Origin of the sequence: Prochlorococcus marinus str. MIT 9201, from assembly GCF_000759955.1 — a bacterium.
Taxonomy (GTDB): domain Bacteria; phylum Cyanobacteriota; class Cyanobacteriia; order PCC-6307; family Cyanobiaceae; genus Prochlorococcus_A; species Prochlorococcus_A marinus_G.
The window spans coordinates 20,467-46,786 of sequence record NZ_JNAL01000002.1; the positions used below are offsets into that span (position 1 = coordinate 20,467).

At 31.0% G+C, this 26,320-nt stretch carries 29 protein-coding genes; 12 read left to right on the forward strand and 17 right to left on the reverse strand.

The features are described 5' to 3' along the window. Positions 1-21: 21 nt before the first annotated feature. The gene (hisF, locus tag EU95_RS08515; RefSeq protein WP_032521299.1) at positions 22-792 is read right to left on the reverse strand and encodes an imidazole glycerol phosphate synthase subunit HisF; all 771 of its coding nucleotides are present in this window, start codon (positions 790-792) and stop codon (positions 22-24) included. 59 nt (positions 793-851) lie between these two features. Between hisF and petP the strand changes: the two genes are divergently transcribed. The 3 genes from petP to EU95_RS08500 are packed head-to-tail and all read left to right on the forward strand — an operon-like array spanning position 852 to position 3,803. Continuing rightward, positions 852-1,076 carry a cytochrome b6f subunit PetP gene (gene petP, locus EU95_RS08510; protein WP_032521300.1) on the forward strand — a complete coding sequence of 75 codons (225 nt, stop codon included), beginning with the start codon at positions 852-854 and terminating at the stop codon, positions 1,074-1,076. Between the two features lie 8 nt (positions 1,077-1,084). After that, entirely contained in the window at positions 1,085-2,032 is a 948-nt protein-coding gene (chlG, locus tag EU95_RS08505) for a chlorophyll synthase ChlG (protein WP_032521301.1), read from the forward strand. Position 2,033: 1 nt separating this feature from the next. Beyond that, a complete protein-coding gene (locus tag EU95_RS08500) occupies positions 2,034-3,803 on the forward strand; it encodes a transglycosylase domain-containing protein (protein ID WP_032521328.1) in 1,770 nt (589 codons plus the stop codon). Positions 3,804-3,812: 9 nt separating this feature from the next. On the opposite strand, the gene EU95_RS08495 is transcribed toward EU95_RS08500, so the two are convergent. The 6 genes from EU95_RS08495 to EU95_RS08475 form a co-directional block, all read right to left on the reverse strand. Further along, a complete protein-coding gene (locus EU95_RS08495; RefSeq protein ID WP_032521302.1) occupies positions 3,813-5,129 on the reverse strand; it encodes a 16S rRNA (cytosine(967)-C(5))-methyltransferase in 1,317 nt (438 codons plus the stop codon). Positions 5,130-5,615: 486 nt separating this feature from the next. Continuing rightward, a complete protein-coding gene (locus EU95_RS08490; protein ID WP_032521303.1) occupies positions 5,616-7,106 on the reverse strand; it encodes a cryptochrome/photolyase family protein in 1,491 nt (496 codons plus the stop codon). Beyond that, positions 7,103-7,234, reverse strand: a complete 132-nt coding sequence (locus EU95_RS09355; RefSeq protein WP_071813202.1) for a DUF2256 domain-containing protein — start codon at positions 7,232-7,234, stop codon at positions 7,103-7,105. The genes EU95_RS08490 and EU95_RS09355 overlap by 4 nt, the downstream gene beginning before the upstream one ends. A 3-nt stretch (positions 7,235-7,237) precedes the next feature. Further along, positions 7,238-7,474, reverse strand: a complete 237-nt coding sequence (locus EU95_RS08485; RefSeq protein WP_002806923.1) for a TIGR03643 family protein — start codon at positions 7,472-7,474, stop codon at positions 7,238-7,240. Positions 7,475-7,476: 2 nt separating this feature from the next. After that, complete coding sequence (locus tag EU95_RS08480) at positions 7,477-7,869, reverse strand: thiol-disulfide oxidoreductase DCC family protein (protein ID WP_032521304.1); 393 nt, start codon at positions 7,867-7,869, stop codon at positions 7,477-7,479. 177 nt (positions 7,870-8,046) lie between these two features. Further along, the gene (locus EU95_RS08475) at positions 8,047-8,250 is read right to left on the reverse strand and encodes a hypothetical protein (RefSeq protein ID WP_011817930.1); all 204 of its coding nucleotides are present in this window, start codon (positions 8,248-8,250) and stop codon (positions 8,047-8,049) included. 95 nt (positions 8,251-8,345) lie between these two features. Here EU95_RS08475 and trmH point away from each other — a divergent pair, with 95 nt between their 5' ends. Then, the gene (gene trmH, locus EU95_RS08470) at positions 8,346-9,017 is read left to right on the forward strand and encodes a tRNA (guanosine(18)-2'-O)-methyltransferase TrmH (protein WP_032521305.1); all 672 of its coding nucleotides are present in this window, start codon (positions 8,346-8,348) and stop codon (positions 9,015-9,017) included. 2 nt (positions 9,018-9,019) lie between these two features. On the opposite strand, the gene EU95_RS08465 is transcribed toward trmH, so the two are convergent. The 3 genes from EU95_RS08465 to EU95_RS08455 all read right to left on the reverse strand — a co-directional run bounded on the left by EU95_RS08465 (position 9,020) and on the right by EU95_RS08455 (position 13,306). After that, entirely contained in the window at positions 9,020-9,775 is a 756-nt protein-coding gene (locus EU95_RS08465) for an ABC transporter permease (RefSeq protein ID WP_025887576.1), read from the reverse strand. A 170-nt stretch (positions 9,776-9,945) separates the two neighbouring features. After that, positions 9,946-11,754, reverse strand: a complete 1,809-nt coding sequence (lepA, locus tag EU95_RS08460; protein ID WP_032521306.1) for a translation elongation factor 4 — start codon at positions 11,752-11,754, stop codon at positions 9,946-9,948. Between the two features lie 55 nt (positions 11,755-11,809). Further along, positions 11,810-13,306 (reverse strand): malate:quinone oxidoreductase, encoded by a 1,497-nt coding sequence (locus EU95_RS08455; protein WP_032521307.1) that lies wholly within the window; start codon positions 13,304-13,306, stop codon positions 11,810-11,812. Positions 13,307-13,376: 70 nt separating this feature from the next. On the opposite strand from EU95_RS08455, the gene EU95_RS08450 reads away from it, so the two are divergent. After that, positions 13,377-13,622, forward strand: a complete 246-nt coding sequence (locus EU95_RS08450) for a NifU family protein (protein ID WP_002805305.1) — start codon at positions 13,377-13,379, stop codon at positions 13,620-13,622. A 24-nt stretch (positions 13,623-13,646) separates the two neighbouring features. On the opposite strand, the gene EU95_RS08445 is transcribed toward EU95_RS08450, so the two are convergent. Continuing rightward, positions 13,647-13,904 (reverse strand): hypothetical protein, encoded by a 258-nt coding sequence (locus EU95_RS08445; protein ID WP_011375974.1) that lies wholly within the window; start codon positions 13,902-13,904, stop codon positions 13,647-13,649. A 255-nt stretch (positions 13,905-14,159) separates the two neighbouring features. Between EU95_RS08445 and EU95_RS09360 the strand changes: the two genes are divergently transcribed. From EU95_RS09360 to EU95_RS08435, 3 genes are all read left to right on the forward strand, one after another. Then, the gene (locus EU95_RS09360) at positions 14,160-14,333 is read left to right on the forward strand and encodes a DUF4278 domain-containing protein (RefSeq protein ID WP_071813219.1); all 174 of its coding nucleotides are present in this window, start codon (positions 14,160-14,162) and stop codon (positions 14,331-14,333) included. Positions 14,334-14,409: 76 nt separating this feature from the next. Next, entirely contained in the window at positions 14,410-15,204 is a 795-nt protein-coding gene (locus EU95_RS08440; protein ID WP_032521329.1) for a methyltransferase domain-containing protein, read from the forward strand. A 36-nt stretch (positions 15,205-15,240) separates the two neighbouring features. Next, entirely contained in the window at positions 15,241-16,416 is a 1,176-nt protein-coding gene (locus EU95_RS08435; protein ID WP_032521308.1) for an aminotransferase class V-fold PLP-dependent enzyme, read from the forward strand. A gap of 28 nt (positions 16,417-16,444) precedes the next feature. On the opposite strand, the gene EU95_RS08430 is transcribed toward EU95_RS08435, so the two are convergent. The 4 genes from EU95_RS08430 to yidD form a co-directional block, all read right to left on the reverse strand. After that, positions 16,445-17,149 carry an SDR family NAD(P)-dependent oxidoreductase gene (locus tag EU95_RS08430; protein WP_032521309.1) on the reverse strand — a complete coding sequence of 235 codons (705 nt, stop codon included), beginning with the start codon at positions 17,147-17,149 and terminating at the stop codon, positions 16,445-16,447. Positions 17,150-17,230: 81 nt separating this feature from the next. After that, positions 17,231-18,766 (reverse strand): UDP-N-acetylmuramoyl-L-alanyl-D-glutamate--2,6-diaminopimelate ligase, encoded by a 1,536-nt coding sequence (locus tag EU95_RS08425; RefSeq protein ID WP_032521310.1) that lies wholly within the window; start codon positions 18,764-18,766, stop codon positions 17,231-17,233. Positions 18,767-18,774: 8 nt separating this feature from the next. Next, positions 18,775-19,077 (reverse strand): glutaredoxin family protein, encoded by a 303-nt coding sequence (locus EU95_RS08420; RefSeq protein ID WP_032521311.1) that lies wholly within the window; start codon positions 19,075-19,077, stop codon positions 18,775-18,777. Between the two features lie 4 nt (positions 19,078-19,081). Beyond that, the gene (yidD, locus tag EU95_RS08415) at positions 19,082-19,318 is read right to left on the reverse strand and encodes a membrane protein insertion efficiency factor YidD (protein ID WP_025928090.1); all 237 of its coding nucleotides are present in this window, start codon (positions 19,316-19,318) and stop codon (positions 19,082-19,084) included. A 95-nt stretch (positions 19,319-19,413) separates the two neighbouring features. Here yidD and rpsD point away from each other — a divergent pair, with 95 nt between their 5' ends. From rpsD to cysK, 4 genes are all read left to right on the forward strand, one after another. Beyond that, positions 19,414-20,022: a 30S ribosomal protein S4 gene (rpsD, locus tag EU95_RS08410; RefSeq protein ID WP_011817920.1), complete on the forward strand. Its 609-nt coding sequence runs from the start codon at positions 19,414-19,416 to the stop codon at positions 20,020-20,022. Positions 20,023-20,098: 76 nt separating this feature from the next. Then, positions 20,099-21,262 (forward strand): trans-sulfuration enzyme family protein, encoded by a 1,164-nt coding sequence (locus tag EU95_RS08405; RefSeq protein ID WP_032521312.1) that lies wholly within the window; start codon positions 20,099-20,101, stop codon positions 21,260-21,262. 3 nt (positions 21,263-21,265) lie between these two features. Next, positions 21,266-22,735 carry a PLP-dependent transferase gene (locus tag EU95_RS08400; RefSeq protein ID WP_032521313.1) on the forward strand — a complete coding sequence of 490 codons (1,470 nt, stop codon included), beginning with the start codon at positions 21,266-21,268 and terminating at the stop codon, positions 22,733-22,735. An 83-nt stretch (positions 22,736-22,818) separates the two neighbouring features. Beyond that, positions 22,819-23,805 carry a cysteine synthase A gene (gene cysK / locus EU95_RS08395; RefSeq protein WP_032521314.1) on the forward strand — a complete coding sequence of 329 codons (987 nt, stop codon included), beginning with the start codon at positions 22,819-22,821 and terminating at the stop codon, positions 23,803-23,805. Positions 23,806-23,807: 2 nt separating this feature from the next. Here cysK and queA read toward each other — a convergent pair whose 3' ends face one another. Then, complete coding sequence (queA, locus tag EU95_RS08390) at positions 23,808-24,932, reverse strand: tRNA preQ1(34) S-adenosylmethionine ribosyltransferase-isomerase QueA (RefSeq protein WP_032521315.1); 1,125 nt, start codon at positions 24,930-24,932, stop codon at positions 23,808-23,810. A gap of 6 nt (positions 24,933-24,938) precedes the next feature. After that, complete coding sequence (locus EU95_RS08385; protein WP_032521316.1) at positions 24,939-26,306, reverse strand: dihydrolipoamide acetyltransferase family protein; 1,368 nt, start codon at positions 26,304-26,306, stop codon at positions 24,939-24,941. Positions 26,307-26,320 lie beyond the last annotated feature (14 nt).

The window sequence follows — 26,320 nt, forward strand, 5'->3', positions numbered from 1 at the left end:
TTTGGTATTAAATTTATTTTTTTATTCATATGGTCTTATTAGAAGTTTTTTTTCGAGTAGGAAAGTTTTTATTTCTTGTAAAGTAAGTTTCTTATCATGAAGTAATGACGCTAAAAGTGCTGCTGATGCCCTTCCTTCTTTGAAAACATCATAGATATCTTCAAGAGAACCTGCTCCTCCAGAAGCAATTACTGGGATATCAACAACATTTGCAACAGATTTTGTCAAATGCAAATCATATCCATTTTGCGTTCCATCACCATCCATTGAAGTTAGCAATATTTCCCCCGCGCCTAATTCTTCAACTTTCTTTGCCCAACTGAATACATCTATTCCAGTATTTTCTCTCCCCCCTTTTACATATACCTCCCATTCACCAAGCTTATTAACTTTTCTTCTAGCATCAATTGCTATCACGATGCATTGAGTACCAAATTCTCTAGAACTTTCATAAATCAAATCAGGATTTCTTACAGCTGAGGAATTCAAACTAACTTTATCCGCTCCTGCTCTTAAAAGATCATTAATAGAAGAAACAGAATCTATGCCTCCCCCTACAGTAAAGGGGATTTTTACTGATTTTGCTGTCCTAGAAACAAGGTCAATTAATGTATTTCGATTTTCCACACTTGCTCTAATATCTAAAAATACCAATTCATCTGCACCTTCATCAGAATATCTACAAGCCAACTCAACAGGATCACCTGAGTCTCTCAAGTTAACAAAATTTACACCTTTAACGACTCTGCCATTGGCGACATCTAAACAAGGAATTAAACGAAGAGCAACCATTTTAATAAAAATTGTCCAAATGCTGTTAATCTTGCATAATAGCTTCCATTTTACCTCTTATGGCTGAAACAAAATTATTACCAAAAATTGGTAGTAAAATCAAAATTAACATTAACAAAGTAAAGGATAGACTACCAGCAAAATTAGTTGATCAAATATCCTCTAATCCTAAAGCCGTAATAACAGGCTATAAAATGACAGATGGCAGGAGTATTGGAATCACCGCAAAATTTCAGAATGGTGAGCAAAATTGGTTTTTTCCAGAAGAAATTGAGAAAGGTTAAAGAGTAAAGTGAATGATCCAAAACAACTACTAGGAATTAAGGGTGCCTCTGAAACTTCAAGTATATGGAAACTTCGTATACAGTTAATGAAGCCAATTACGTGGATCCCTTTGATATGGGGTGTTATCTGTGGAGCAGCTGCGAGTGGAAATTTTGAATGGACATTTAGCAATGTTTTAGCTTCATTAGCATGCATGTTAATGAGTGGGCCACTTCTGGCAGGTTATACGCAAACGATAAATGATTTTTTTGATAAAGAAATTGATGCAATTAACGAACCCAATAGACCAATTCCTTCTGGGAAAATTTCAATTAAAGATGTAAAAATTCAAATCTGGGTATTACTTATCGCAGGCCTATTAGTTGCTTTTCTATTAGATTTATATGCTAAACATAACTTTCCCTCCGTCTTACTTTTAGCATTAGGTGGATCGTTTGTTAGTTATATATATTCTGCTCCACCTCTTAAATTAAAGCAAAATGGTTGGCTTGGAAATTATGCATTAGGCGCATCATATATAGCTTTACCTTGGTGGGCAGGACAAGCCTTGTTTGGGAAATTAACTGTTGTGACAGCATTACTAACACTTGCTTATAGCCTCTCCGGACTTGGTATTGCTGTTATTAATGATTTCAAAAGCGTTGAAGGAGATTCAAAGTTAGGCTTGAACTCTTTACCAGTAGTATTTGGAATTAAAAATGCAAGCAGAATAAGTGCAGGACTGATTGATATTTTTCAATTGGCAATGGTTTTAGTATTAGTTATTATTGGTCAACATTTAGCCTCTGTAATATTGGTTTTATTGATAGTTCCACAAATTACATTTCAAGATATGTGGTTATTAAGAGATCCTCTAAAATTTGATGTCAAATATCAAGCGAGTGCCCAACCATTTCTTATAACTGGAATGTTAGTTACGGCTTTAGCAATAGGACATAGTTTTTTAGTTGCTTAAGTTGCAAAAGATTAAATCCAAATCTTTTGTTTTAATCATTCCAATATTTATTTTTTTTGGAATATCTTTTTATGTTTATAACCTAATATTTACTACATTAAAATTTGACATATCTAAAAATAAAACCTCTCGGGCAACTAAATATTCTTATGTAATATCATCTTCTGATAATGCGATACTAAGCAAATTAAGCCGCAAATTTGAAATAGATAATAGTCAACATAAAATTCCATTTTTTCTTGCAAATTCTTTTATATCTTCAGAAGATAAAAGATTTTATAAACATAATGGAATTGATTTAAAAAGTATTTCACGTGCACTTTTTCAAAATATTAGAAGTGGTTATGTTAAGGAAGGAGGAAGTACGATTACTCAACAAGTTTCTAGATTACTTTTTCTAAATAATGATTTGAGTTTTCAAAGAAAAATCAAAGAAATATTTATATCACTTATACTTGAATTGAGATATGACAAAAATCAAATTTTAAAATTATATTTAAATAATATTTATTTAGGATCAGGAGCATACGGGGTTAACGAGGCTTCTCAAGTTTATTTCGGAAAACTTATAGATGAATTGACTTTATCAGAAATCGCATTAATTGCAGGATTAGCTCCAGCTCCATCAATTTATTCACCTTATAAAAATTTGGAACTAGCTATTAAAAATAGAAATAAAGTTCTTGAATCAATGTATATTGATGGGTATATTTCTCTCGAAAATAAGAATAAGGCTATTAGAGAGAAAATAAACTTAAATTATCAAACAACTGATAATTTTTTAGATGATCAATTACTAATAAAGTTTATTCTTGAGGAAGCAGATAAAAGAATTAAAAATAAAAAGAATTTTAAGTTTTTAAGGATTAAATCTTCAATCAATAAAGATTGGCAAGAAAAAGCCCAAAAAATCTCAAATTATGCGGGTCCTAAAGAAATTGAGTTTGCCTTATTATCAATAGAATCAAACACAGGACTAATCAGAACAATGGTAACAAGCAAAAATCCATCAATAAATCAATATAATCGGGTAATTTCATCTGTAAGACCTTTAGGTTCTACTTTTAAAATAATTCCTTATGCTGCTGCTTTAAAAGAAGGTATAAAATTAAGCGATAAATTTGAGGACTCTCCAAGATGCTGGGAAAGTTATTGTCCAAAAAATTTTTCAGAAGAGTATAAAGGTTTAGTATCTTTGATTGAATCATTTAAAAGTTCATCCAACATAGTTCCAATATCAATAACAAAAAAAATCGGCTTAAAAAAAACTATTAATCTAGCCAATTCATTTGGTCTAGGCTATAAGCAAGAGTTTAAGGAATTCCCGTCATTAGCTATTGGTTCTTTTGGAGATAATCTTTTAAACATTACAAATGCATATTCTGCAATAAATAATAATGGGAAGATTCAAATCCCTAGTATCATTGAAAAAATAGAATCATTTAATAATAAATCTATTTGGGAAAACAAATCTATTTCCAAGAAAATATTAGATTTAAAAGTAAACAGAAAAATAAATAAACTTCTTGAAAAATCTGTAAAAGAAGGAACTTCAAAAGCAGCCTCTATTAAAGGAAAGAAAATTTATGGAAAAACAGGAACATCTGATGGGAATAAAGATCTCTGGTTTATTGGTTCCATTTATAATCTTACAACAGGGATCTGGATAGGTTACGACGATAACAGAGAATCTGAATTATCTAGTGGAAATGCAGCAAATTTATGGAAGCAGTTTATAGCTGAAATTTATAAAATCCCAATTAAAAAATAAATTATATTTTTAAGATTTATAAGAAATTATTGCAGAATAAAATCCATCCCCAGGATAATCTAAGCTAGGTAAAATTTGCTTTTGGCTAACCAATTTAAAAGCTTTGTTTTTTTCAATAAATCTTTCAATTAAAAGATTATTTTCATCGGGACAAATAGTACAAGTTGAATAAACTAAAGTTCCATCTTTTTTCAAAAGAGGAAAAATACTCTCCAATAGTTTTTCCTGTAATAAGGTTAAAGATTTTATTTTTTCTTTACTTAAAGACCATCTAGAATCTGGATTCCTGGATAGAGTTCCAATGCCAGAACAGGGGGCATCTAATAAAATTTTATCAAAATAAGATATAAACTTAGGATTCAATTCAATCAAACTCGTAGCGTCAGCCTTAAGAGTATTAACAGATTTCAAATTTAACCTTTCCAAATTTGATTGCAGTATTTTCAATCTTTTTGCTGATCTATCTACAGCAAGGATTTCAGCACTATCATTTGTTAATTCTGCTAGGTGGGTAGACTTACTTCCTGGAGCTGCACAAGCATCTAAAATCTTTTCACCTTCTTTTGGATTTAAGAGAGGTGCTATCCACTGAGAAGATCTATCTTGAATTGTCCAAAGTCCATCACTATATCCTGGTAAATTTTTTATAGATCTTGGATTAGATTTTAAAGTAATTCCATTATGTAAATCCTTAATAATTTCAGCATCAATTTTATTTTCATGAAGTACTTTCAAAAATTCATATAAATTAGTTTTTAATTGGTTAATTCTCAAATCAATTGAAGGTTTTTTATTAAATGACTTAACGATATTTTCACCCTCGTTATTACCGACCCATTTATAAAGATCCTTCACAAGCCATAATGGAAATGATTCAAGATATGAAATTCTTTCTTTTTTATCAGAAGATAATTTCGGAAAAATTTTTTGTTCTAATTTTCTTGATGCATTTCTCAATATCGCATTTACAGTCCCAGCTAAACCATTTAAATCTGTTTTTTTAGCAACTTCTACAGTAGTAGAAATAGCTGCAGAAAATGGAATTTTATCCATTTTCAATAGTTGATATAAACCTATATGTAGAAGCCATCTTAATTTTGGAGGCTGCTTTTTATGAGTAATTTTTGATGTATGATCCATCCAAAGATCAAGAAATTTCCTATACCTTATGCATCCAAAAGATAATTCTGTAATAAAAGCTATATCGAGAGAATTAAATTGATAATTTCTTAAAACCTTTTCATGGGCATGATCAGAAAAATCGCCAGAACTAACTTTTAATAAAATTTCCCAAGCTGCTTTTCTTTGTAAAAATCCTATGCTCAAAATATAATTTATTTCTAAAGTTAACTTTAATATACAAAAAATTGAAAAATTTAAACTAATTTTTCAATTGCAGAATTGAACCAAATAAAACCTAAGAAAGAAATCAGTGATAGATTAAATCCTAAAAAAAGAAAGATATTTAAAGAATGAATTCTTTCCGAAATTTTTTTTTTCTTGATACTTCATTAGTAAAATAAAAACTTAATCAGGAATTCAAATGGCAACCAATATTGATTGATCCAGCATCAAGCATTCTTCCTAACTTAATTGCTATAGATTCCTCCAATCTTGTAAAATTCGATTGATGGGTAGTTATCCAATCTAATTCAGAAAAAGTGATAATACCAGTTAAATTACTTTTTAAAAAAGTGTTCCAATTTTCATTAGATAAATTTTATTTTATAAATTAACATCACTCTGTAATATTTCGTAATAATATAATATTCTTTTAATTTTTCAAAACCAACTTAGTTTATTACTTTTAATTTATTGAATATTTCTTAAAAATTTATCGGCCGTTTTTAAGTGATTATTTAATTTTTCGTCTGACATTTTATCGAGATTTCTCGTTAACATTGCCAGACGATATTGCTTTCTAAAAAAGCTTTCATTATCTTTAATAAATTTCCAAAATAAGCCATCCCATATTTCACACCATGGACCACTTTTAAAATTAGACATTTTTTTTACATAATTAGAACTTGATATATATGGTTTTGTTGAAAAGATACCTCCATCACTGAACTGACTCATTCCGTAAACATTTGGGACCATGACCCAATCATAGGAATCAATAAACATTTCCATAAACCATTTATAAACTTGATTAGGGTGGATTCTACATAGAAGCATGAAGTTACCAATAATCATTAACCTCTCAATATGGTGACAATAACCATATTTAATAATATTTTTTATAACAACGTCTACTGGTTCAATTCCTGTATTTCCCTGATAAAAAGATTCTGGAATTGGCTTATCTTCAAAATCCCAAAAATTACTTTTTCGCATCTTTGTTCCATACTTTTTATAGACGAGACAAATAAATTCTCTCCATCCAATAATTTGACGAATAAAACCTTCTAAAGAGTTAATAGGAACATTATTATTTTTTGCAAAAAGTAATGCTTTATTTACTACCACATCTGGAGTTAATAAGCCGCTATTTAAAAGAGGAGAAAGTAAACTATGCCATAAAAAAGAATTTTCTCTAGAAATAGCATCCTCATAATCTCCAAATAAGAAAAATCTATGTTTAAAAAAATCATTTAACCATTCATCTGCCTCATCAAAATTAGTTGGATATAAAAAGTTATCACTTTCTCCAATAAACTTAATATCAAAATTGGCTAACGATCTTTCTGCATTAACTACAAATTTATTTTTTTGTAATTTAGGTGTATTGGGTATGTTTATTTCTTTTGGTAATTTTTTTCTGTTCATTTCATCGAAACTCCATTTACCACCTTCAGGTGTATCATCAGTATTAACTAATATCTTTTGGCTCTTTCTTTGATTCTCATAAAATCTCCCCATAAGAGGTTTTTTTGCATTTGATGCAAATAAATCTTTTATATCTTCACTGCTCATAAACATAGGAGAAGGCAAAATATTTAAAGCTAAATTATTACTTTCAACAAAATTATTAATCCTCTTCATTATTAAAAAATCATGAGGGTCAATGAGATTTATTTTCTGATATTTATTTTTAATAAATTCCGATAAGTAATCAATTGTAGAAACATTATTCTTGTTTTCGATATATAAAACTTTAAAGCCAGATTTTTCTAAATAATTTTTATAAGCGAGCATAGATGCTCTATGAAAAACTAACTTATTTTTATGGTTAATTAATTTATGAAATTTATCATTTCCAAAAAATAATGAGTCTTCCAAAATCAAAACTTCACAATTTATTTTTAAGATTGGGCTTTCTCTAAAAAGTTGATTCGGGAAAATGATTGATACTTGTTTCATCTTTGCGACTTCCTGTTACTACATCTTTTTGAACAGTAGATAACATCATCCCAACAGTTTTTCCATTTTTTACGCCACTCAAACGGCCTATTGCAAACAGGACAAGTTTTAGTAGAAAGATTTTTCAAAATTTATAATTTTCTTTTATGAGTAGATTTAAATCTAGTTGAATCTTTAAGGGCCATATGTTTTGTATTTCTTCCTGAAACTCTCTTTCTCCAGACTTTGAAAGATTTGGGTTTAAGATTTTGACGCATAATTTTTATCGCATCTTCCTCTTTTAAACCAAATTGATACTCGATAGCTTCAAAGGGTGTTCTATCTTCCCAACACATTTCTATTATTCTGTCTATATCGATACTTTCCATATTTATTGTTCACATTGTGAGGTACAAAGTTTTTCAATATGGGATCTACCTGTAATTTGAAGTCTATATTTTGCCCAATATCTGTAAACTAATCTCAACAATGGAGATAAGAGCTTAATCTTCAAGGGATAATAAACCCAACCTAAACCAACTAATTCATAAGCATATGCAAGTACATCTAGTCCCCTAATAATTTCACCATTTTCAATAATCCCATGCAGGTTTGACATAGCTTCTAAATATGAGATGTCATTAAAAAGACTTTTATCATAATCCTTACTATTAATATCTATAAATAAAATTTGATTTAAGGTATCTCTTTTTTTAAGAAAATTTGTTTCTCTCAAGCAAAGTGGACAACCACCATCGAATAAAAAAGTTAATTTATTTTTCATATTTTTATTCAAATATAGAAATTAAATAACTTTTTTGTGGAATAAATATTTTTTTTTCGAGTACAAGCTTTATAAAGCCTTAATAATTGCCAGTTCTAATTTAGTGAAATTATATTATCTTATTAAATAATAAGCCATTGATTAAGGGATACATCAATGGTTTAAAACTATTTATGATCAGTCATCGAGAAGATGAACTCCTTCTCCTACATCAGGAGTAAATTTACAATATTTTTCAAAAATAAGTCCAACACCTCTCATTTTTTCTCCTAATTCATCGTTAAATTTATTCCATTCTTCCGATTCACGATCAGGTAAATCCCACCCTTGTTTTTCTACCATACTTGTTATTACTGTATAGTCCCATTCTATGTATGCCATTGAGTTAATTTAAACTACCTAAATATTATAAACCAAGAGATTTAATAGGTAATCAACATTTTTTGAATATAATTTAAAAGTGTGAAAAATTATAAATGTCAATTTTGCCAAGAAGATTTAAAAGAATCAAAAGTGTTTTAGATTGCAGAATGAAAAACTTGACTGTTTTAGTTGAGGATGTCAATAAGCCACATAATTTATCTGCGATATTAAGGACATGTGATGCGGCAGGAGTTTTCGAAGCAAATTTTATTAGCAAAAAGAATGCCATTAAGACTTTTAATAGTACTGCTCAAGGAAGTCAAAAATGGGTAAAACTGAATAATCATGAAAATACTATCATGGCAATATCTGATTTAAAGAATAAGGGTTTTAAATTATATGGAACTACTCTTAATAGTGAATCAGTAGATTATAGAAATTTTGATTATTCTCAAAATACATGTTTTGTTTTAGGAGCAGAAAAATGGGGACTAAGTAATGAACTAATATCAATGGTTGATCAATCAATTTTTATACCTATGAGAGGTATGGTTCAATCTCTGAATGTTTCAGTTGCTGCTTCTATATTATTATTTGAAGCTGTTAGCCAAAGAAAAAATAAAGGTATATTGCCCTCTAATGGAGAAGGGTTAAATATGGATGAATATCAAAAAACACTTTTTGAATGGTGTTACCCAGAATTAGCTGCGGTGTATAAAAAATCAGCTAAAGAATATCCAAAGTTAAATGATCAAGGAGAACTTGATCCTATTACAGATAACTAAATTTATTCAGAATTTTGATTATCAAAAATTTCTTCAAGGTCTTCTCCTATAAAAGAAAGACCTAAAACTAAAAAAAACATTGCCAAACCTGGGAACAAAGCCGTCCACCAGATACCTGTAGGTAAAGCGGCAAGAGCAAGATTTAAATCACTTCCCCACTCTGGGACATCTGCAGGAACGCCAAGGCCTAAAAATCCTAAACTTCCTAATACCAAAACAGCATCTGCAGCATTTAGGGTAAGCAGAATAGGCAATGGTGTTATTACATTTGGGAGAATATATTTAAAAATAATTTTTTTAACATCAGCTCCTGCAACTTGAGCTGCCTCCACATAAGTTTCGGATTTAACCAATATTGTCTGATTTCTGATTAATCTAAAATATTGAGGAGAGTAAACAATACACAATGCCAAAGCCGCGTTAAGAATACCCTTACCCAATACAAAAGCCACAACAACTGAAAGCAAAATTACAGGTATTGAAAAAATAGTATCCATTATTAGTGATAAGCATTTATCAAAAAAACCACCAAAATATCCACTTAATAATCCCAATGGCAAACCCAAACTTAATGAAAAAAGAATAGCTAAGAATACAACTTCTATCGCTAATGATGATCCTTGCAAAGTTCTTAAGCAAACATCTCTTCCTAATCTATCTGTGCCACAAAAATGATTAAGAGAAGGAGGAGCAAAGATATCATTGCTTAACATTGAAAATGAATAGCCAAAAAAATTATTGGCCTCTAAAAATTTCATTATTAAAACAACAAGAAGATAAAAAAGTACAATTAAAAATCCAGCTTTTCTGATATTTGTGCCGACACGATTAAATGAGTTAATATCCAAAATCTTTTTTTTAAAGATATAAATGAAATATAACCAATTCTTTTAAAAATAAATAGCTATAAATTTTAAATTAAAAAAAATTACTGGTTTAATTTCAAGACTGCCATAAAAGCTTCTTGAGGGACTTCAACTTTACCCATTGCCTTCATCCTCTTTTTACCTTTGGCTTGTTTCTTTAAAAGTTTCTTTTTCCTAGAAATATCCCCTCCATAACATTTAGATAAAACATCTTTTCGCAAAGCACTTATGCTTTCACTTGCAATAATCCTGCTACCGATTGATGCTTGAATAGGTATTTTAAATTGTTGTTTTGGAATAAGTTCTTTTAATTTCTCAACTAAACTTCTGCCAATTCCATAAGCCTTATCTTTATGAACAATAGAAGTTAATGGATCTGCTCTTTCTGAATTTATTAGAACATCTAATCTAACAAGGTCATTTTTTCTATAGCCAATCAAATGATATTCCATTGATGCATAACCTTGGGTTCTACTTTTCATTTGATCAAAGAAATCTGTAACAACTTCTGCTAATGGAATTTCGTAAATCAAGGTAACTCGATCTGTTGTTATGTATTTCATATCTATAAATACTCCCCTTCTTTCCTGACATAAACCCATTAATGTTCCATTAAATTCATTGGGAGCATAAATTTCCATTTTCACATAAGGCTCTTCTATTGATTCTCTAAGTTGTGGATCAGGAATTGTAGAAGGATTATCAATAAAGATATGTTCCTGCTGATTTAAATTAACTTTATAAATAACTGATGGTGCCGTTACGATTAGATCCAAGTCATATTCTCTTTCTAATCTTTCTTGAACAATCTCCATATGAAGAAGTCCTAAGAATCCGCACCTAAATCCAAAGCCCATTGCGCTACTGGTTTCGGGCTCATATTTTAAAGCTGCATCAGATAATTGTAATTTTTCTAGTGATACTCTTAAATCTGGGAATTGATCAGCATCAGTCGGGAATAAGCCACAAAAAACCATAGGATTTGCTGTCTTATATCCTGGCAAAGGATCATTGGCAGGTGAATTTAAAAGAGTAATCGTATCTCCCACTCTCGCATCAGCAACTGATTTTATAGAAGCAGCTAAATAACCAACTTCTCCTGCATGTAATTCATCAACTTGCTGCTGATCAGGCGCCATTATTCCTATCTCATCCAGTTCATAATTTTTCTTACTTGCCATTAATAATATTTTTTCTCTCTTATTTAGAGACCCAGATATCACCCTGAAATAAACAATAACTCCCCTGTACGGATCATAATAAGAATCAAAAATCAGTGCCTTGGTAGGTAGTTTAATTTCATCTTGAGGAGGAGGTACTCTTCTTACGATTGCATCCAAAATATCTTTAATACCAACTCCAGTTTTTGCTGAACAATTTATTGCATTAGATGTATCAAGTCCAATAATTTCCTCTATTTCTTTTTTTATTTTTTCAGCATCAGCCCCTGGTAAATCAACTTTATTTAAAACAGGAATTATTTCAAGATTATTTTCTAATGCAAGATAAACATTAGCTAAGGTTTGAGCTTCCACTCCTTGACTTGCATCAACAACAAGTAAGGCGCCTTCACAAGCCTGAAGAGATCTACTAACCTCATAAGAGAAATCAACATGCCCTGGAGTATCTATTAAGTTCAAAACATATTCTTGGGAATCGTCAGCTTTATATTTCATCCTAGCGGCCTGTAACTTGATAGTAATTCCTCTCTCTCTTTCAAGATCCATATTGTCCAAAAATTGTTCTTGCATATCCCTTTGCTGCACAGTACCAGTATCTTGAAGCAACCTATCTGCAAGGGTAGATTTTCCATGGTCAATATGAGCAATTATGCAGAAATTTCTAATTTTTGAAACCGATATATCAGTCATATAGAAAGAAAAATTCTCCTCTTATTACATCTTGATCAATATTAGCTAATTAGAATTATGGATGGAAACCAAAAATGGAATTATTTCTTTTTTTAATTTCTTTTATGAAGGTACTGTAATTTTCGGAGACTGAAAGTTCTGGATAAATTAAGTCATTTATTTTTTTCTGAAGATTATGCTTATCGTTTAAAAATAAAACAGATTTTTCTAGAACCTCAACCATAATTGAAACCGCAGTACTTGCTCCCGGAGAGGCTCCCAACAAAGCAGATAATGATCCATCAGATGAATTTACAATCTCAGTTCCAAATTTCAAAGAACCACCACCTTCAGTTTTTTTAATTATTTGGACTCTTTGACCAGCATTCTTTAAATACCAATCAGAAGGATTAGCTGATGGCATCATATTCTTTAAATTCTCAACTCTTGAGTTATGGTTCTTTAATGATTGTGATATTAGATAATTAATTAAATCGTTATTCTTGAAACCAACGTCTAACATAGAAAAAATATTATTCTTTTTAATTGAACTAAATAAGTCAAAGTAAGAACTTTGTTTTAGAAATTTCGTTGTAAATCCAGCAAAAGGTCCATACAAAAGAAGTTTTTTATTATCAATCCATCTGGTGTCTAAATGAGGCACAGACATTGGAGGCGATCCAATATCGGCTTTACCATAAACTTTTGAGTTATGTTTTTCTGTTAAGTCTTTTTTCTCGCAAATAAGCCATTTCCCACTAACAGGAAATCCACCATAACTTTTTGCTTCTGGAATTTTTGATTTTTGTAAATAATTAATTGTTTTTCCACCAGCACCAAGAAAAACGTAGCCAGTTCTAATTGATTTTTTTCTACCATCAGAACTGATTTCTATTTCCCATTGTTTTTTATCAATTTTCTTTAAATCTACTAATTCTGTTTTGTATCTAATTTCAACATTTTTATTTAAGGAAACTAATGACAAATACTCTTTAGTTAAAGCCTCAAAATTAATATCAGTTCCCCTACCTATTCTGGTAGCAGCTATTTGAGTAGATGGATTTCTATCTTTTGTTATTAGAGGAGCCCATGATGAAATTTCATCAAAAGATGTAGAAAATTCCATATCGGTAAATTCAGGATTGTCGGTCATTTTCTGAAATCTTTTTTTTAAAAAAGAAATATTATCCTGACCAGACACAAAGCTAATATGAGGAATAAATTTTAGAAACTTCTTAGTATCAATTTTCCCTGCTTCATACAATGAGGCCCATAAAGACATGGATGTTTCAAAAGAACGATTTATTGAGAGCGCTTTATCTATTTTTAGATTTCCTTTTTGATCTAAAGGGGTATAGTTTAATTCGCAATTAGCCGCATGTCCTGTACCTGCATTATTAAAAGCGCCAGTACTTTCACTTCCGGGAGCATTTAATTTTTCTATAATAAGAAATTTTATATCTGGTAAAACTTCTGAAATTAAGAGAGCTAAAGTACTACTCATTATCCCTGCTCCTACTAAGACTGCATCAAAGTAGCTATTGTCATTAGTGGGATTTTTAGATGAAGTCACAACAGAAAATTATCTTTTTTGCAATTAATCAGATTTCTTTCTAGGCTTATTATAAAGTTAATCCAAAATTATGAGTACTGAAACACTCTCGCTGACAAACGAAAATGTAGAAAAAGTCCTTGACGAGCTAAGACCTTTTTTAATTTCTGATGGAGGTAATGTAGAGATTGCAGAAATAGATGGTCCAATTGTCAAAGTCAGACTTCAAGGAGCATGTGGTAGTTGCCCAAGTAGCACTATGACTCTCAAAATGGGTATTGAAAGAAAGTTAAAAGAAATGATTCCTGAAATAAGCGAAGTTGTCCAGGTTTTATAAAAATTTTTAACTGATATGTATATATTATTTAGTTTTTAATTCCTTCAACAAAGATGATTCCATATCAAGGCAATCAATTGGAAGTCCTTGACCAATAGCTATTAAAAGAGGTGCGAGAATTCCTAAAGTAAAAACTAAATTTGATTGGCTTACATCATATTTACTCAAAGTAAAAGTTATCAAATAAATAATTGAAAAATAAGCATGTAGTGAAAAAAATTCTTTTGGCTTTAACACTGGCCACCTTAAAGTATTTCCCAAGAAATATAAAAAACCTGTCATAAATAAATAGTTACATGAAGATTAAACCAAATATAAACATAAACCTTTTTAGAGACTATTTATAAAAAAGTTAACCTAAGATAATAATTAAAAAAACATTAAATCTTCGTTTCTATATGTAAAAGCTAGACATGCAGTTAAAAATACGCTTATAATAATTTGGTAGCATTTGCTACTTTTTCGTTCACCCTCATTTGAGGGCGCAGTTCGAGTCATACCATGGAACGGGGGATGGCCGTGTTGTCACATCGAAACATGACTACTTTAACTTACAGAGGTAAAAACTACGTTCAAAACAAAGAAGCTGCTAAAAAGCAACTTGTTGAACTTACCTACAGAAGAAACGTATACACCAACAGAATGGATGACGCTTCTTCAAGTAATGAAAAAGCAGAATTAAATTACAGAGGTGTTAATTACACTAAATAATTTAATTAAACAAATTAAAAGCCCCTTTTTCAGGGGCTTTTTTTTGGCTATATTTATCAAGAGTTCTTTAAAAAATATGTCAGAAAGTTGCTGTAATACAAACACATCGAATAAAGCAACTAATCAATTCGATCATAAAGATGCGATTCAAGAAAGATATGGCTCAGCCGCACAAGAAAAAGAAAGTTGTCTTTGTACACCAGTTGGGTTTAATCCCGTTTTACTTGAAGCAATTCCTCAAGAGGTTATAGAAAGAGACTATGGGTGTGGTGATCCAACAAAATATGTTCAAAAAAAAGATATAGTCTTAGATCTTGGAAGTGGTAGCGGCAAAAATGCTTTCATTTGTGCCCAAATTGTTGGGAAAGAAGGGAAGGTTATTGGAGTTGATCAGAATCCTGACATGCTTTCTTTATCTAGATCAGCCTCTAAAGAAGTTACAAAAAATATAGGTTTCAACAATACAGAATTTCTAGAAGGTTCAATTGAAAAACTTGATGAATTAGATAAAGATTTAAATCCATTAATAGCAGATAAATCAATTGATATTATTTTAAGTAATTGCGTTTTAAACTTGGTAAGTCCAGAATCTAGAAATAACCTTCTAAATAATATAAAAAGAGTTTTAAACGATAATGGAAGAATTGCAATTAGCGATATCGTCTCTAACAAAAAAGTTCCTTTAAGATTGCAAAATAATCATGATTTATGGACAGGATGTATTAGTGGAGCATGGTATGAGCCAGAGTTTATAAGTGATTTTAAAGAACTAGGATTTAAAAATTTAAAATTTGCAGAAAGGAGTGCTGAACCTTGGAAAGTAATTGAGGATATTGAATTTAGAACAGTAACTTTAGTGGGCAATATTTAAAAAAATTCAAGAGTTGAAAATATAATATAAATTTCCATGAGAAATAATCTAAGAGATCAAATAACCGCATTAAAAAATAAGTATTATTTCAACTATGGCGGTCAAGGACCATTACCAAAATCCTCTCTAGAAGCAATTGTTAAAACTTGGGAAATTATCCAAGATTTAGGACCATTTACCAATGATATGTGGCCTTTTATTAACAAAGAAATATTGACCACAAAAAGAATCATTGCGCAAAAATTAGGTGTCAATTCAAAGAATGTAGCTTTTACCGAAAACATCTCTTCCGGTATGATTTTGCCATTTTGGGGAATAAAAGTAGAAGAGGGAGAAGAGTTGTTAATAAGTGACTGTGAACATCCTGGTGTAGTGGCTGCAAGTCGAGAATTTTGCAGAAGAAATAAATTAATATTCAAAATTTTGCCAATCCAAAAAATTAAAAATCTAAACGACGAAAATATAATTTTAGAAATTTTGAAAAATCTAAATAGTAAGACTAAGATCCTAATTATTTCTCATATCTTGTGGAACTTTGGATATAAAATTCCTTTAAAACAAATTTCTATTGAATTAAAAAATAATCGAGAAGATTCTTATTTACTTGTTGATGGTGCTCAAACCTTTGGGCACATAAATATTGAAAAAGAAGTTTTTTATTCTGATTTATATTCAATAACTTCTCATAAATGGGCATGTGGACCAGAAGGACTTGGAGCCATTTATGTCTCAGATAGATTTATTCATGAAACAGATCCCACAATAATTGGTTGGAAATCATTAAAAAAAGAACTTGGCATTTATGAGCCTTCAGATAATCTTTTTCATGATGATGCAAGGAAATTTGAAATAGCTACCTCTTGTATTCCTTTACTTGCTGGGCTCCGGAATTCTTTAGATCTTTTGGATAAAGACTGCCATGAAAAAGAAAAAAGCAAAAACATCAAAAAATTAAGTGGAAAACTTTGGGATGAATTAAATCAATCAAAGGGAGTTGAATTAGTTTTAGAAAAAAAATATTTAAATGGGATTGTTAGTTTTAATATCGAAAATATTAAAGATAAGGATAAATTTGTAAAGAAACTTGGAGAAAAGAAAATTTGGATTAGGGTTTTAGAAGATCCAAAATGGTTTAGAGCATGCGTACATCAAATTACTACAGAAGCTGAGATTGATTTACTTGCTAGAGAAATAAAAAAAATATTAACTTAAAGATCTATTAATATAAAAAAAATTTAGTTTACCAAGGTATCTCCAAGTTGTCCCATGCAATAAATTTTCCTGTAGATTCTGGTGATTGATTTTTAATAATATTTATCAAGAATTGGGAGGATTTTTCTTTACTAAATAATTTATGTTCCGGAACAAATTTATGAAAAGGTCTAGATAAATCAGTATCTACTGTTCCTGGATGAAGCAATGTGATAGTAGCCTTTGGGAAACGTCTAGCCCATTCAATACTTAAAGATTTAAAAAACTGATTTTGCGCAGATTTTGCAGCTCTATATGAATACCAACCTCCAGTTTGATTATCTCCAATGCTACCAACTCTTGCACTTATACTTGCAAAATTAAAATTAAAATCTTTTGGTATAAATTCTTCAATCGCTTTAGCTAATAAAATAGGAGAAAAGGCATTTATTGAAAAACTTTCCATCATATTTTTTTTATTAAGATGTTGTAATCTTTTTTCTGGTTGAAGAGAATCACTATGAAGTCTGCCTGTAGCATTAATAACTAGCCTTAATTTTGAAGAATGATTTGATATTTTATTTTTCAACTGCAAAAGGGATTGAGAATCCTCTATATCTAATTCCCAAAAAGAATGAAAATCACTTTTTCTTCCACACAATACAACATCTAAATCTTTTTCACTTTCATTAAGATCTTTAGCTAGTTGTGTTCCAATTCCACCTGCGCCTACAACTAAGGCTAAGCCTTTCATTTTATTAAAAATAACTCTATTAATTCTAAGAAACTTTTCTTGTGATGTGCGAAAAGATCTTTCTTATTTGATTAGGAAATTTTATTGAGATTTATTTTTTTCTTTTAATAATTTATAAGCTATTTTTCTATCATCAAAATTAATGACTTTATCATTGAGAATTTGGTAGTCTTCATGTCCTTTTCCTGCAATTAAAACAATATCTTTTTTATTGGCAAATTTAATAGATTCATTTATTGCTTTAAATCTATCAATTTCTATTGTTATTTTTTCTCTTTTTTTTATACCCATTAAAATATCATTTACTATCTTTTGGGGTTCTTCTGATCTTGGATTATCTGAAGTTATAAAAAGTTGATCAGATAACTCTTCAGCTATTGATCCCATTAAAGGCCTTTTACTACGGTCTCTATCTCCGCCGCAGCCAAAAACAGTTATAAGTTTCCCTTCACAAAGTTTCTTAATTGATTGCAAAACTTTTTTTAATCCATCAGGAGTGTGGGCATAATCAACAATTACTGTTGGAAGTGATCTTAAAACAACATCATTATCAATTTGTATTTTCTCCATTCTCCCAGGAGCACCAGGGAAATATTGTATGAACTTTGATAGATCTTTTAAAGAAAAATCAAGTTTATACAAAATTGTTATTGCTTGAATCGCATTCATTAAATTAAATTCACCAACAAGTGGAACAAAAAGTTGAATTTTTTCCCTAGGTGTATGAAAAATACAAGTGGAGCCACTTTCAGTAAATTTTTTATCTGTTACGAAAAAAAAATCTTCGTTTTCAAATTCACTTTCAGTAACCTTTGTAGAGACTAATGAAGATTTTTTTTCAAGATCAGATGATAATTTAGATATCCAATGGTCATCATGATTTAATACACAAATCCTATCTTTTTCTTCTAAGTAGGGTGGGAAAAATAATTTTCTTTTTGTTTGAAAATATGATTCCATATCTGAGTGATAATCAAGATGATCTTGGGTTAAATTTGTAAAAATAGCCGCCTCGAATTCGCATCCTGATATCCTATTTTGAGCAATAGAATGAGAACTTACCTCTAAAATCGCGAATTCAGATTCTGCCTCAACAGCAGCATTTAATTTCTTTTGAAGTTTATCGGCGAAATCAGTTGTATGAGAAGCCACTTCTGAGAATCCAGGCCATCTATTGAGCAAGGTCCCAAATAATGCAGTCTTTTTCCCTAATTTTTTTAAAAGATATTCCAATAAAAAAGTAATTGTCGTTTTTCCATTTGTACCCGTAACACCAATAAGTTTAAGTTTTCTTGAAGGCCTATTCCAAAACTCAGCGACTATTTGACCAAAAATATAATCTAAATTATCCTCAATAACTAAAATCCTTTCTCGATCAATAGATCCAATTTTCTCTTTTGCAGAAGACCCAATAATGGCAGCCTCTGCACCATTTTCAATTGCCTCAATACAAAATTTTCCTCCATCAACATTTAAACCAGGCATACCTAAAAATAAAGTTCCTTTTTGAACTTCTTTAGAGTTAAAAGAAATATTATTGATTTCATGATCTTTTAACTCTAATGAAGGAATAATTCCTACCAAATTTAAAAGTTTATGTAATTTTAGAGATCTCATATAAAAAATTATTTCTCAAGAATGGTACTAATATTTTTTTGAAACCAATTCTTTAATTGATCATCTTTTAATCTTGGAGAAATGCGAGGCAATTCTATAATCTCCTCGGATCTAATTCTTTCAACAGCAATAACTGGTACTTCATAATCATATTTTTTATATTTATCTTTATATAAATCGAGCCTATCAATATCAATTTCTTTGAGCTCCTCTAGATTAGGGAATAATTCATTAAGATTTATTTTTGCAAGTTTATTTTTTAATGAATCGCAAAGGCAACATCCCTGCCTAACAAAAATAAATATTTTCATTCATTTAGTCAGGCACAGGGTCACATCCACAGGGAGTTAATGGATGACATCTGCTTAATCTTCTTAAAGTTAACCACCCTCCCTTCCAAGGTCCATGTCTAGTAATTGCCTCATATCCATAAGAGCTGCAACTTGGAATAAATCTGCATCTTGGTCCAAAAAAAGGTGAAAACCACTTTTGATAGAAAGAAATCATAAAAAGAAGTATAGAAGTAATTGATTTATTAATAGTTTTGAACACTTTAATGATGTAAAATAATATCTCCAGTAGTAATTAGTTTAATTGAATTTAATCAATTATCCAATTTATTGCAAATTTCTATTTAATTTAACATTATGTCAAGATACCGCGGTCCCAGATTAAGGGTTACGCGTCGCTTGGGAGAACTACCAGGTCTCACCAGGAAAGCTTCAAAGAAGTCTAATCCTCCAGGTCAGCACGGCCAAGCCCGTCGCAAGCGATCAGAATATGCAATTCGTCTAGAAGAAAAGCAGAAACTTAGGTTTAATTATGGAGTTTCTGAAAAACAACTAGTACGTTATGTAAAAAAAGCTAGAGCTCAAGAAGGATCTACAGGAACTAACCTACTAAGACTTTTAGAAAACAGACTTGATAATGTCTGTTTTAGATTAGGTTTTGGAGGTACTATTCCAGGTTCAAGACAATTAGTAAATCATGGTCATGTAACCGTTAATGGAAAAGTTCTCGATATTGCAGGTTATCAATGCAAATCAGGCGATGTAATCGGAATTAAAGAAAACAAAGCAAGCAAAAAACTTGTAGAAGGAAATATAGAATTTCCTGGTTTAGCAAATGTCCCACCTCATCTTGATTTAGACAAACCCAAATTAACGGGAAAAATAAATGGAAAATGTGATAGGGAATGGGTGGCTCTTGAAATAAACGAACTACTAGTTGTTGAATATTATTCAAGAAAAGTTTAATACTACTTTTCTTTGGATTATTAAATCTCTCTTTTAAAAAATGAGAGATTTAATTTGATTCTTATTCTTAAAAATAATGGGAAATAAGGAAAATAATATAAAAAAGCCAGGTTTTAAGACCTTATCTATTCACCATGGGGAGACTTTTGCAGAAGACACTGGATGCGTTATGCCTCCTATTTTTTCTTCATCTACTTTCAAACATGGAAATAAAGATAATTTCGACTACACCAGATCAGGCAATCCAAACTTTAGAATTCTAGAGAACATCCTTAAATCAATAGAAGATTCTAAATACTGTACAGTTTTTGGATCTGGAATTAGCGCGGTAACTGCTATTTCATCAACACTAAAATCAGGTGACAAGATACTCTGCGAGTCAAATCTCTATGGTTGTACAGTGAGGATGTTCGAAAAAGTTTTCAAGAAATTTGGATTAGAAATTTTATACACAGATTTTACAAACGAAAATAATATCAAAAAGATTTCATACTTCGAGCCAACCTTGATATGGCTAGAAAGTCCAACTAATCCACTTTTGAAGGTACTTGATATTAAGGCGATTTGTGATGAAGCGAATAAACTACAAATCCCAGTAGTAGTGGACAACACCTTTTCTACTGCACTTATTCAAAAGCCATTGGACCTTGGTGCAACGCTATCACTCGTAAGCACAACAAAATTCATTAATGGACATAGTGATGCACTTGGTGGAGCAGTACTGACAAATAATAAGGTATGGAATAGTAAGATGCTTTTTTCTCAAAAAGCTCTAGGACTTCAACCATCTCCTTTTGATAGTTGGCTAATTACGAGAGGAGTAAAAACTCTTCCTTTAAGAATCGAACAACAAACACAAAGTGCAAAATTAATTTCTGAAGAATTAGAGAATCATAAAATAATTAGTAAATTAATTTATCCTTTTAATCAAAAACATCCACAATTTAACTTAGCAAAATCACAAATGAGATCTGGAGGTTCGATGATCACCATAAAATTAAATCTTACAAAAGAGGATACTTTTAAATTTTGCAAATCTCTCAAATATTTCTCGCTAGCAGAAAGCCTTGGAGGAGTTGAAAGCTTAATTTGTCACCCCGCAACAATGACTCATGCTTCTGTTGATGACAAAACAAAAAATTTACTGGGGATAGATGATGCTCTTGTCAGATTATCTATTGGATGTGAAGAAACAAACGATTTAATCTCAGACATATTATTTGCTTTAAATAAATTCTGAAAATTGAGAGATTTACTTAAAAACCCTATATGGAAAAATTTAGAGTTGGGATATTCTATTCCTGATAGTATTCATGCTGTTTCTGTGGCATTACCAACTTGGAATGATGTAATAAATTACGAGGAAAAAAATCAAGAATGCATGAATTTATTGCAGTCCATTTACCCAAGATTCGGGCTAAACCCCATATTGAAAAGATTATGCGAAAAAGTAAAAAAGGAAAATTACTACAACAATAGAAGTATTTGGCCATATCCGAATGAAAGCACAGCTTTTAAAGCTAAAAAATACATTGATAAAAATACTTTTGAACAATTCTCATTAATAGAAAAAAGGGGTGATTTAGCTTTCTTAATAACTGAAAAAGAAGGAAGTATTTATGCAAAATCTTTTTGGCAACATACTGGTCTTGGTTTATCTTCAAGGGCTGCTGCTGTAGAACTAGGTCTTGAAGATTGCCATCCAAAATCTTACGTAAATGAATGTTCTCAAAGAATAAAAAATAGAATTTCTAAATCTATAAAAATTAACTCTAATGATATTCACTTAACTTCATCTGGAATGTCAGCATTGTATACATCATTAGAAATCATATATAAATTATTTCCAGCGAAACCTACACTTCAAATTGGTTTTCCATATGTAGATGTACTTAAATTACCAATGAATATCTTTCATGGAGCCAAGCTAATTACAGAAGAAAATTGCGATGATATTGAATTAGAAATCAAAAGAATAAAGCCATCAGCATTAATTATTGAACTACCGAGTAATCCAATGCTCAAATGTGTAAACATTAAAAAAATTTCAAAAATAGCAAAAAATTTAAATATTCCATTAATAGTTGACGATACAATTGGTTCAAATTTAAATATAAATTCCCTAGACCATGCCGATATAGTTTTTACTTCACTTACAAAAATTTTTTCAGGTAGTGGTGATATTCTTGCCGGATCATTAATACTAAATCCAAAAAGTAAATGGATTGATCAATTTAGAAACGCATTAAACGAGATTAATCTTCCAACACTTTCCGATGGAGATACAGTTTATTTAGAGAAAGTTAGTAGAGATGTAAATCAAAGAGTTTTTGAACAAAATAGAGCATGTTTAGAATTAAAAAAAAGATTAGAGACCCATAGCGAGATTAAAAATATTTTCCATCCTGAAAATTGTCCAAATTTTAATTCTTTACTTACTTCTGAGGGAGGATACGGCTGCCTATTATCATTTGAATTAAATGGAGGATTGAACAAAGCTAAAAAATTTTATGATTCTCTAAAAGTATCTAAAGGACCTAGTTTAGGTACAAAATTTACTCTAGTTTGTCCTTATGTTTTACTAGCTCATTATGACGAATTGGATTGGGCTGAAAGTTTTGGTATACCCTCGCACCTTATTAGAGTATCAGTTGGATTAGAAGACCAAGATCAATTGTGGAAAAGCTTTTCTGAAGCACTAAATGATTTCTAAATTCCTAGTATTTACCGTATAAAACTTATATACTCTTTTTCTGAATAATAGTTAGTATTAATATATATTTTCTTAATATATAAATGGCAAAAATTTATGAGGACAACAGTTTTGCTATTGGAAACACTCCATTAGTAAAATTAAAATCAGTTACTAAAAACGCGAAAGCTACAGTACTTGCAAAAATTGAAGGTAGAAACCCTGCTTACAGTGTCAAATGTAGAATTGGCGCAAACATGATCTGGGATGCAGAGAAAAGTGGGAAGCTTACAAAAGACAAAACTATTGTTGAGCCAACTTCTGGAAATACAGGAATTGCATTAGCTTTTACTGCTTCAGCAAGAGGTTATAAACTGATCCTTACAATGCCAGAATCCATGTCAATTGAAAGAAGAAGGGTTATGGCAGTGTTGGGTGCTGAAATTGTTTTAACAGAGGCATCTAAAGGTATGCCTGGAGCAATAGCTAAGGCTAAAGAAATTGCAGAAAGTAATCCTTCTAAATATTTCATGCCCGGTCAATTTGATAATCCAGCAAACCCTGAAATTCATTTCAAAACTACTGGACCAGAAATCTGGGATGATTGCGATGGTGAAATTGATGTCTTAGTTGCAGGGGTTGGAACTGGCGGCACAATTACAGGAGTTTCAAGATACATTAAGCAAGAGAAGGGTAAAAATATTATTTCTGTAGCTGTAGAACCGTCACATAGTCCTGTTATTACGCAGACAATGAATGGTGAAGAGGTTAAATCTGGACCACATAAAATTCAAGGAATTGGAGCAGGTTTTATTCCTAAGAACCTTGACTTATCAATTGTTGATAAGGTTGAACAGGTAACAAATGACGAGTCAATCGAAATGGCTCTTAGATTAGCAAAAGAAGAAGGTCTATTAGTCGGAATATCTTGTGGAGCTGCTGCGGCAGCGGCTGTTAGATTAGCTGAAAAAGATGAATATGCGGGGAAAACCATCGTAGTTGTTCTACCTGATTTAGCAGAGAGATATTTATCATCAATTATGTTTACTGAAGTTCCAAGCGGAATCATTCAAGAACCAGTAAAAGCCTAAATCTATTTTTTCTCCAGTAATGAATCTGGTGAAATATACATAGCATCGCCATAAGAGAAAAATCTAAATTTTTCTTTTATGGCTTTTTTATACAAATCTAATAATCTTTCTCTACCAATCATTGCACTTACTAAAAGTAATAATGAACTTTTAGGGAGATGAAAATTAGTTAATAATCCATCAACTACCTTAAATTTATAACCTGGCTTAATTACTAAATCCACATATTTCGCTATTGGAATAAAGTCATTAATTTCGTAAGAATAACAACTTTCAAGAGCTCTCACGCTAGTTGTCCCAATAGCAATTATTTTTCTATCTGTTTTCTTTATTCTCTTTATTTCCTCCACTACTTCATTATTAACACTTACCCATTCTTTATGAAGTTTTAAGTTACTTAGATCTTCTTGATCAATTGGTTTGAATGTTCCATAACCCACGTGCAAAGTTATCGGTAAGATTATTACTCCTTTTTTTTTTAGATTGGAAATAAGACTTTTGCTTAAGTGTAAACCAGCAGTTGGTGCGGCAACTGCCCCTGGATTAGTTGCATACTCAGTTTGATAACTGTTCTCATGAAAAGATTCCTCTTCGAAATTTTTTATATAAGGCGGGAGAGGGATTTCTCCGTATTTATCAAGAAGGTCATTCATTGAATTGAGATCAGTTATATTTTCAGGGAATTTAATAAATCTCCCTCCAGTTTCTTCATCAACCCCATCAACCATCAAGTAAATATCTTGTACAGAAGGAGATTTTAATTTTAGTTTTCTATTTATTTTTAACTTTTTCGCTGGCTTTGCCAAACATAACCAAACACACTCATGGGATCTTTCTAAGACTAATAATTCGACTAACGTATTATTTTCTAATTCAACCTTTAACCTTGCCTTCATTACTTTAGTATTATTTACAACCACAAGATCGCCTTTTCTAAATTCATCTAAAAGATTCTTGGTAAATTTATTAGTTAAGCAGTTCTCTTCTAAAACACTATTCCTAACTATCATCAATCTTGATTCATGCCTTATTGCAGAAGGTTTATTAGCAATTAATGAAGGATCAAGAAAGTAATCATAAGCCTCAAGCTTATAATCTAGTTCTGCATCATTAATTTGAGAAATCAATTAAATTTAAGAGACAAGTGTCTCTGGCTCATTTTCAATTAGGGAAGCCAAGTCTTTTAAGAATGAAGCGCCATCAGCTCCGTAGATCACTCTGTGATCAGCTGTTAGATTTACTTGCATTATTTTTTTAACAGATATTGAACCATCACTATTAGCAACAACAGATGGTTTCGATGATGCTATCGCTAAGATCGCACCAGTCCCTGGGGGTAGTATTGCGTCAAATCTATCGACACCAAACATACCAAGGTTAGATAGGGTAAATGTTCCCGTTGAGTATTCATCAGGTTCTAATTGTTTTGACCTTGATCTTTTCACAAGATCTTTCCATTCCCTAGACAATTCAAATAAATCGGTATTGCATGGTTCTTTTAATACTGGAGTTATTAGTCCACCATCTTCCATTGCAACGGCAATAGCAATATTTATATTTTCTGGATAAGAAATTCCACTTTCTGAAAAACTTGAGTTAACTTGAGGATGTTTCTTTAGTGTCTTTGCAACTGCCTTAACGAGTAAAGCAGTCATAGTAACGCCGTTCTGTTTAACTTTTTTGTAGAAATTATCTAATTTATCTGTGTTGATAGAGTATCCCACTCTAAAACATGGAACATCTAAACTAGATTCCATATTTTTATTTACCGCTTTTTGAAGAGTATTAAATTGAACTGTTTCTCCGGGATTACCAAAACTATTTCCTGATGTTTCTTGTTTATTTTCAACTCCCAAATTTGCACCAGGTATACTTGCAGGAGAACCACCTTCTCCTATCCATGGTATAGAGACTGGTTGGCCATTGGCTTTTAAAATATCATCAGCTTGAATCCTTCCGTGAGGCCCGGATCCATGAACCTTTGCTAAATCAACACCCATTTGAGAGGCCAGTTTTTTAGCTCTTGGAGATGCAATCACCCTCGAAGAAACATTACTCGTAGCAGCATTTATTTGATCACTATTAAAAGATGAGGCTGCCTTTTCACTCATTAATACGACTTCTTTTTCTTGTTTTTCAACAATTTCACTTTGAATAAAAGGTTTTTCTTCCGTTTTATTGCTTACCAATTCAAGTTGATCCGAACTAGAAACTTCGGGTTGTTTTCCTTTATTTTGTTCTTGAACAGAAGCTATCTCATCCTCATTTTCTACAATAAGACCGATAGTCTCTCCTACTGGTGCAGTGCTGCCAGCAGGCATTAAAACAGCTGCGAGATATCCATCTTGAAAAGATTCAACATCCATATCTGCCTTGTCAGATTCAACAACCAAGACAGATTCACCTCTTTCAACTTTATCTCCTGGATTTTTCAACCATTCCACAATCTTGCCCTCTGTCATAGTAGAACTCAAGGCAGGCATGAATATTTCGTGAGACATAAGAAAATTGTTAT

Excerpts from the sequence above, each read along its gene's own strand:
- EU95_RS08405 (WP_032521312.1), top strand. The coding sequence starts at position 20,099 with ATGGGAAATAAGGAAAATAATATAAAAAAGCCAGGTTTTAAGACCTTA.
- EU95_RS08465 (WP_025887576.1), bottom strand. The coding sequence starts at position 9,775 with ATGAAATTTTTAGAGGCCAATAATTTTTTTGGCTATTCATTTTCAATG.
- EU95_RS08490 (WP_032521303.1), bottom strand. The coding sequence starts at position 7,106 with ATGAAACAAGTATCAATCATTTTCCCGAATCAACTTTTTAGAGAAAGC.
- EU95_RS08485 (WP_002806923.1), bottom strand. The coding sequence starts at position 7,474 with ATGGAAAGTATCGATATAGACAGAATAATAGAAATGTGTTGGGAAGAT.
- EU95_RS08430 (WP_032521309.1), bottom strand. The coding sequence starts at position 17,149 with ATGAAAGGCTTAGCCTTAGTTGTAGGCGCAGGTGGAATTGGAACACAA.
- hisF (WP_032521299.1), bottom strand. The coding sequence starts at position 792 with ATGGTTGCTCTTCGTTTAATTCCTTGTTTAGATGTCGCCAATGGCAGA.
- EU95_RS08445 (WP_011375974.1), bottom strand. The coding sequence starts at position 13,904 with ATGACAGGTTTTTTATATTTCTTGGGAAATACTTTAAGGTGGCCAGTG.
- cysK (WP_032521314.1), top strand. The coding sequence starts at position 22,819 with ATGGCAAAAATTTATGAGGACAACAGTTTTGCTATTGGAAACACTCCA.
- EU95_RS08425 (WP_032521310.1), bottom strand. The coding sequence starts at position 18,766 with ATGAGATCTCTAAAATTACATAAACTTTTAAATTTGGTAGGAATTATT.
- EU95_RS08480 (WP_032521304.1), bottom strand. The coding sequence starts at position 7,869 with ATGAAAAATAAATTAACTTTTTTATTCGATGGTGGTTGTCCACTTTGC.
- EU95_RS08420 (WP_032521311.1), bottom strand. The coding sequence starts at position 19,077 with ATGAAAATATTTATTTTTGTTAGGCAGGGATGTTGCCTTTGCGATTCA.
- EU95_RS09360 (WP_071813219.1), top strand. The coding sequence starts at position 14,160 with ATGACTACTTTAACTTACAGAGGTAAAAACTACGTTCAAAACAAAGAA.
- petP (WP_032521300.1), top strand. The coding sequence starts at position 852 with ATGGCTGAAACAAAATTATTACCAAAAATTGGTAGTAAAATCAAAATT.
- EU95_RS08450 (WP_002805305.1), top strand. The coding sequence starts at position 13,377 with ATGAGTACTGAAACACTCTCGCTGACAAACGAAAATGTAGAAAAAGTC.
- EU95_RS08435 (WP_032521308.1), top strand. The coding sequence starts at position 15,241 with ATGAGAAATAATCTAAGAGATCAAATAACCGCATTAAAAAATAAGTAT.
- rpsD (WP_011817920.1), top strand. The coding sequence starts at position 19,414 with ATGTCAAGATACCGCGGTCCCAGATTAAGGGTTACGCGTCGCTTGGGA.
- EU95_RS08475 (WP_011817930.1), bottom strand. The coding sequence starts at position 8,250 with ATGGCATACATAGAATGGGACTATACAGTAATAACAAGTATGGTAGAA.
- EU95_RS08385 (WP_032521316.1), bottom strand. The coding sequence starts at position 26,306 with ATGTCTCACGAAATATTCATGCCTGCCTTGAGTTCTACTATGACAGAG.
- trmH (WP_032521305.1), top strand. The coding sequence starts at position 8,346 with ATGTCAATTTTGCCAAGAAGATTTAAAAGAATCAAAAGTGTTTTAGAT.
- EU95_RS08440 (WP_032521329.1), top strand. The coding sequence starts at position 14,410 with ATGTCAGAAAGTTGCTGTAATACAAACACATCGAATAAAGCAACTAAT.
- lepA (WP_032521306.1), bottom strand. The coding sequence starts at position 11,754 with ATGACTGATATATCGGTTTCAAAAATTAGAAATTTCTGCATAATTGCT.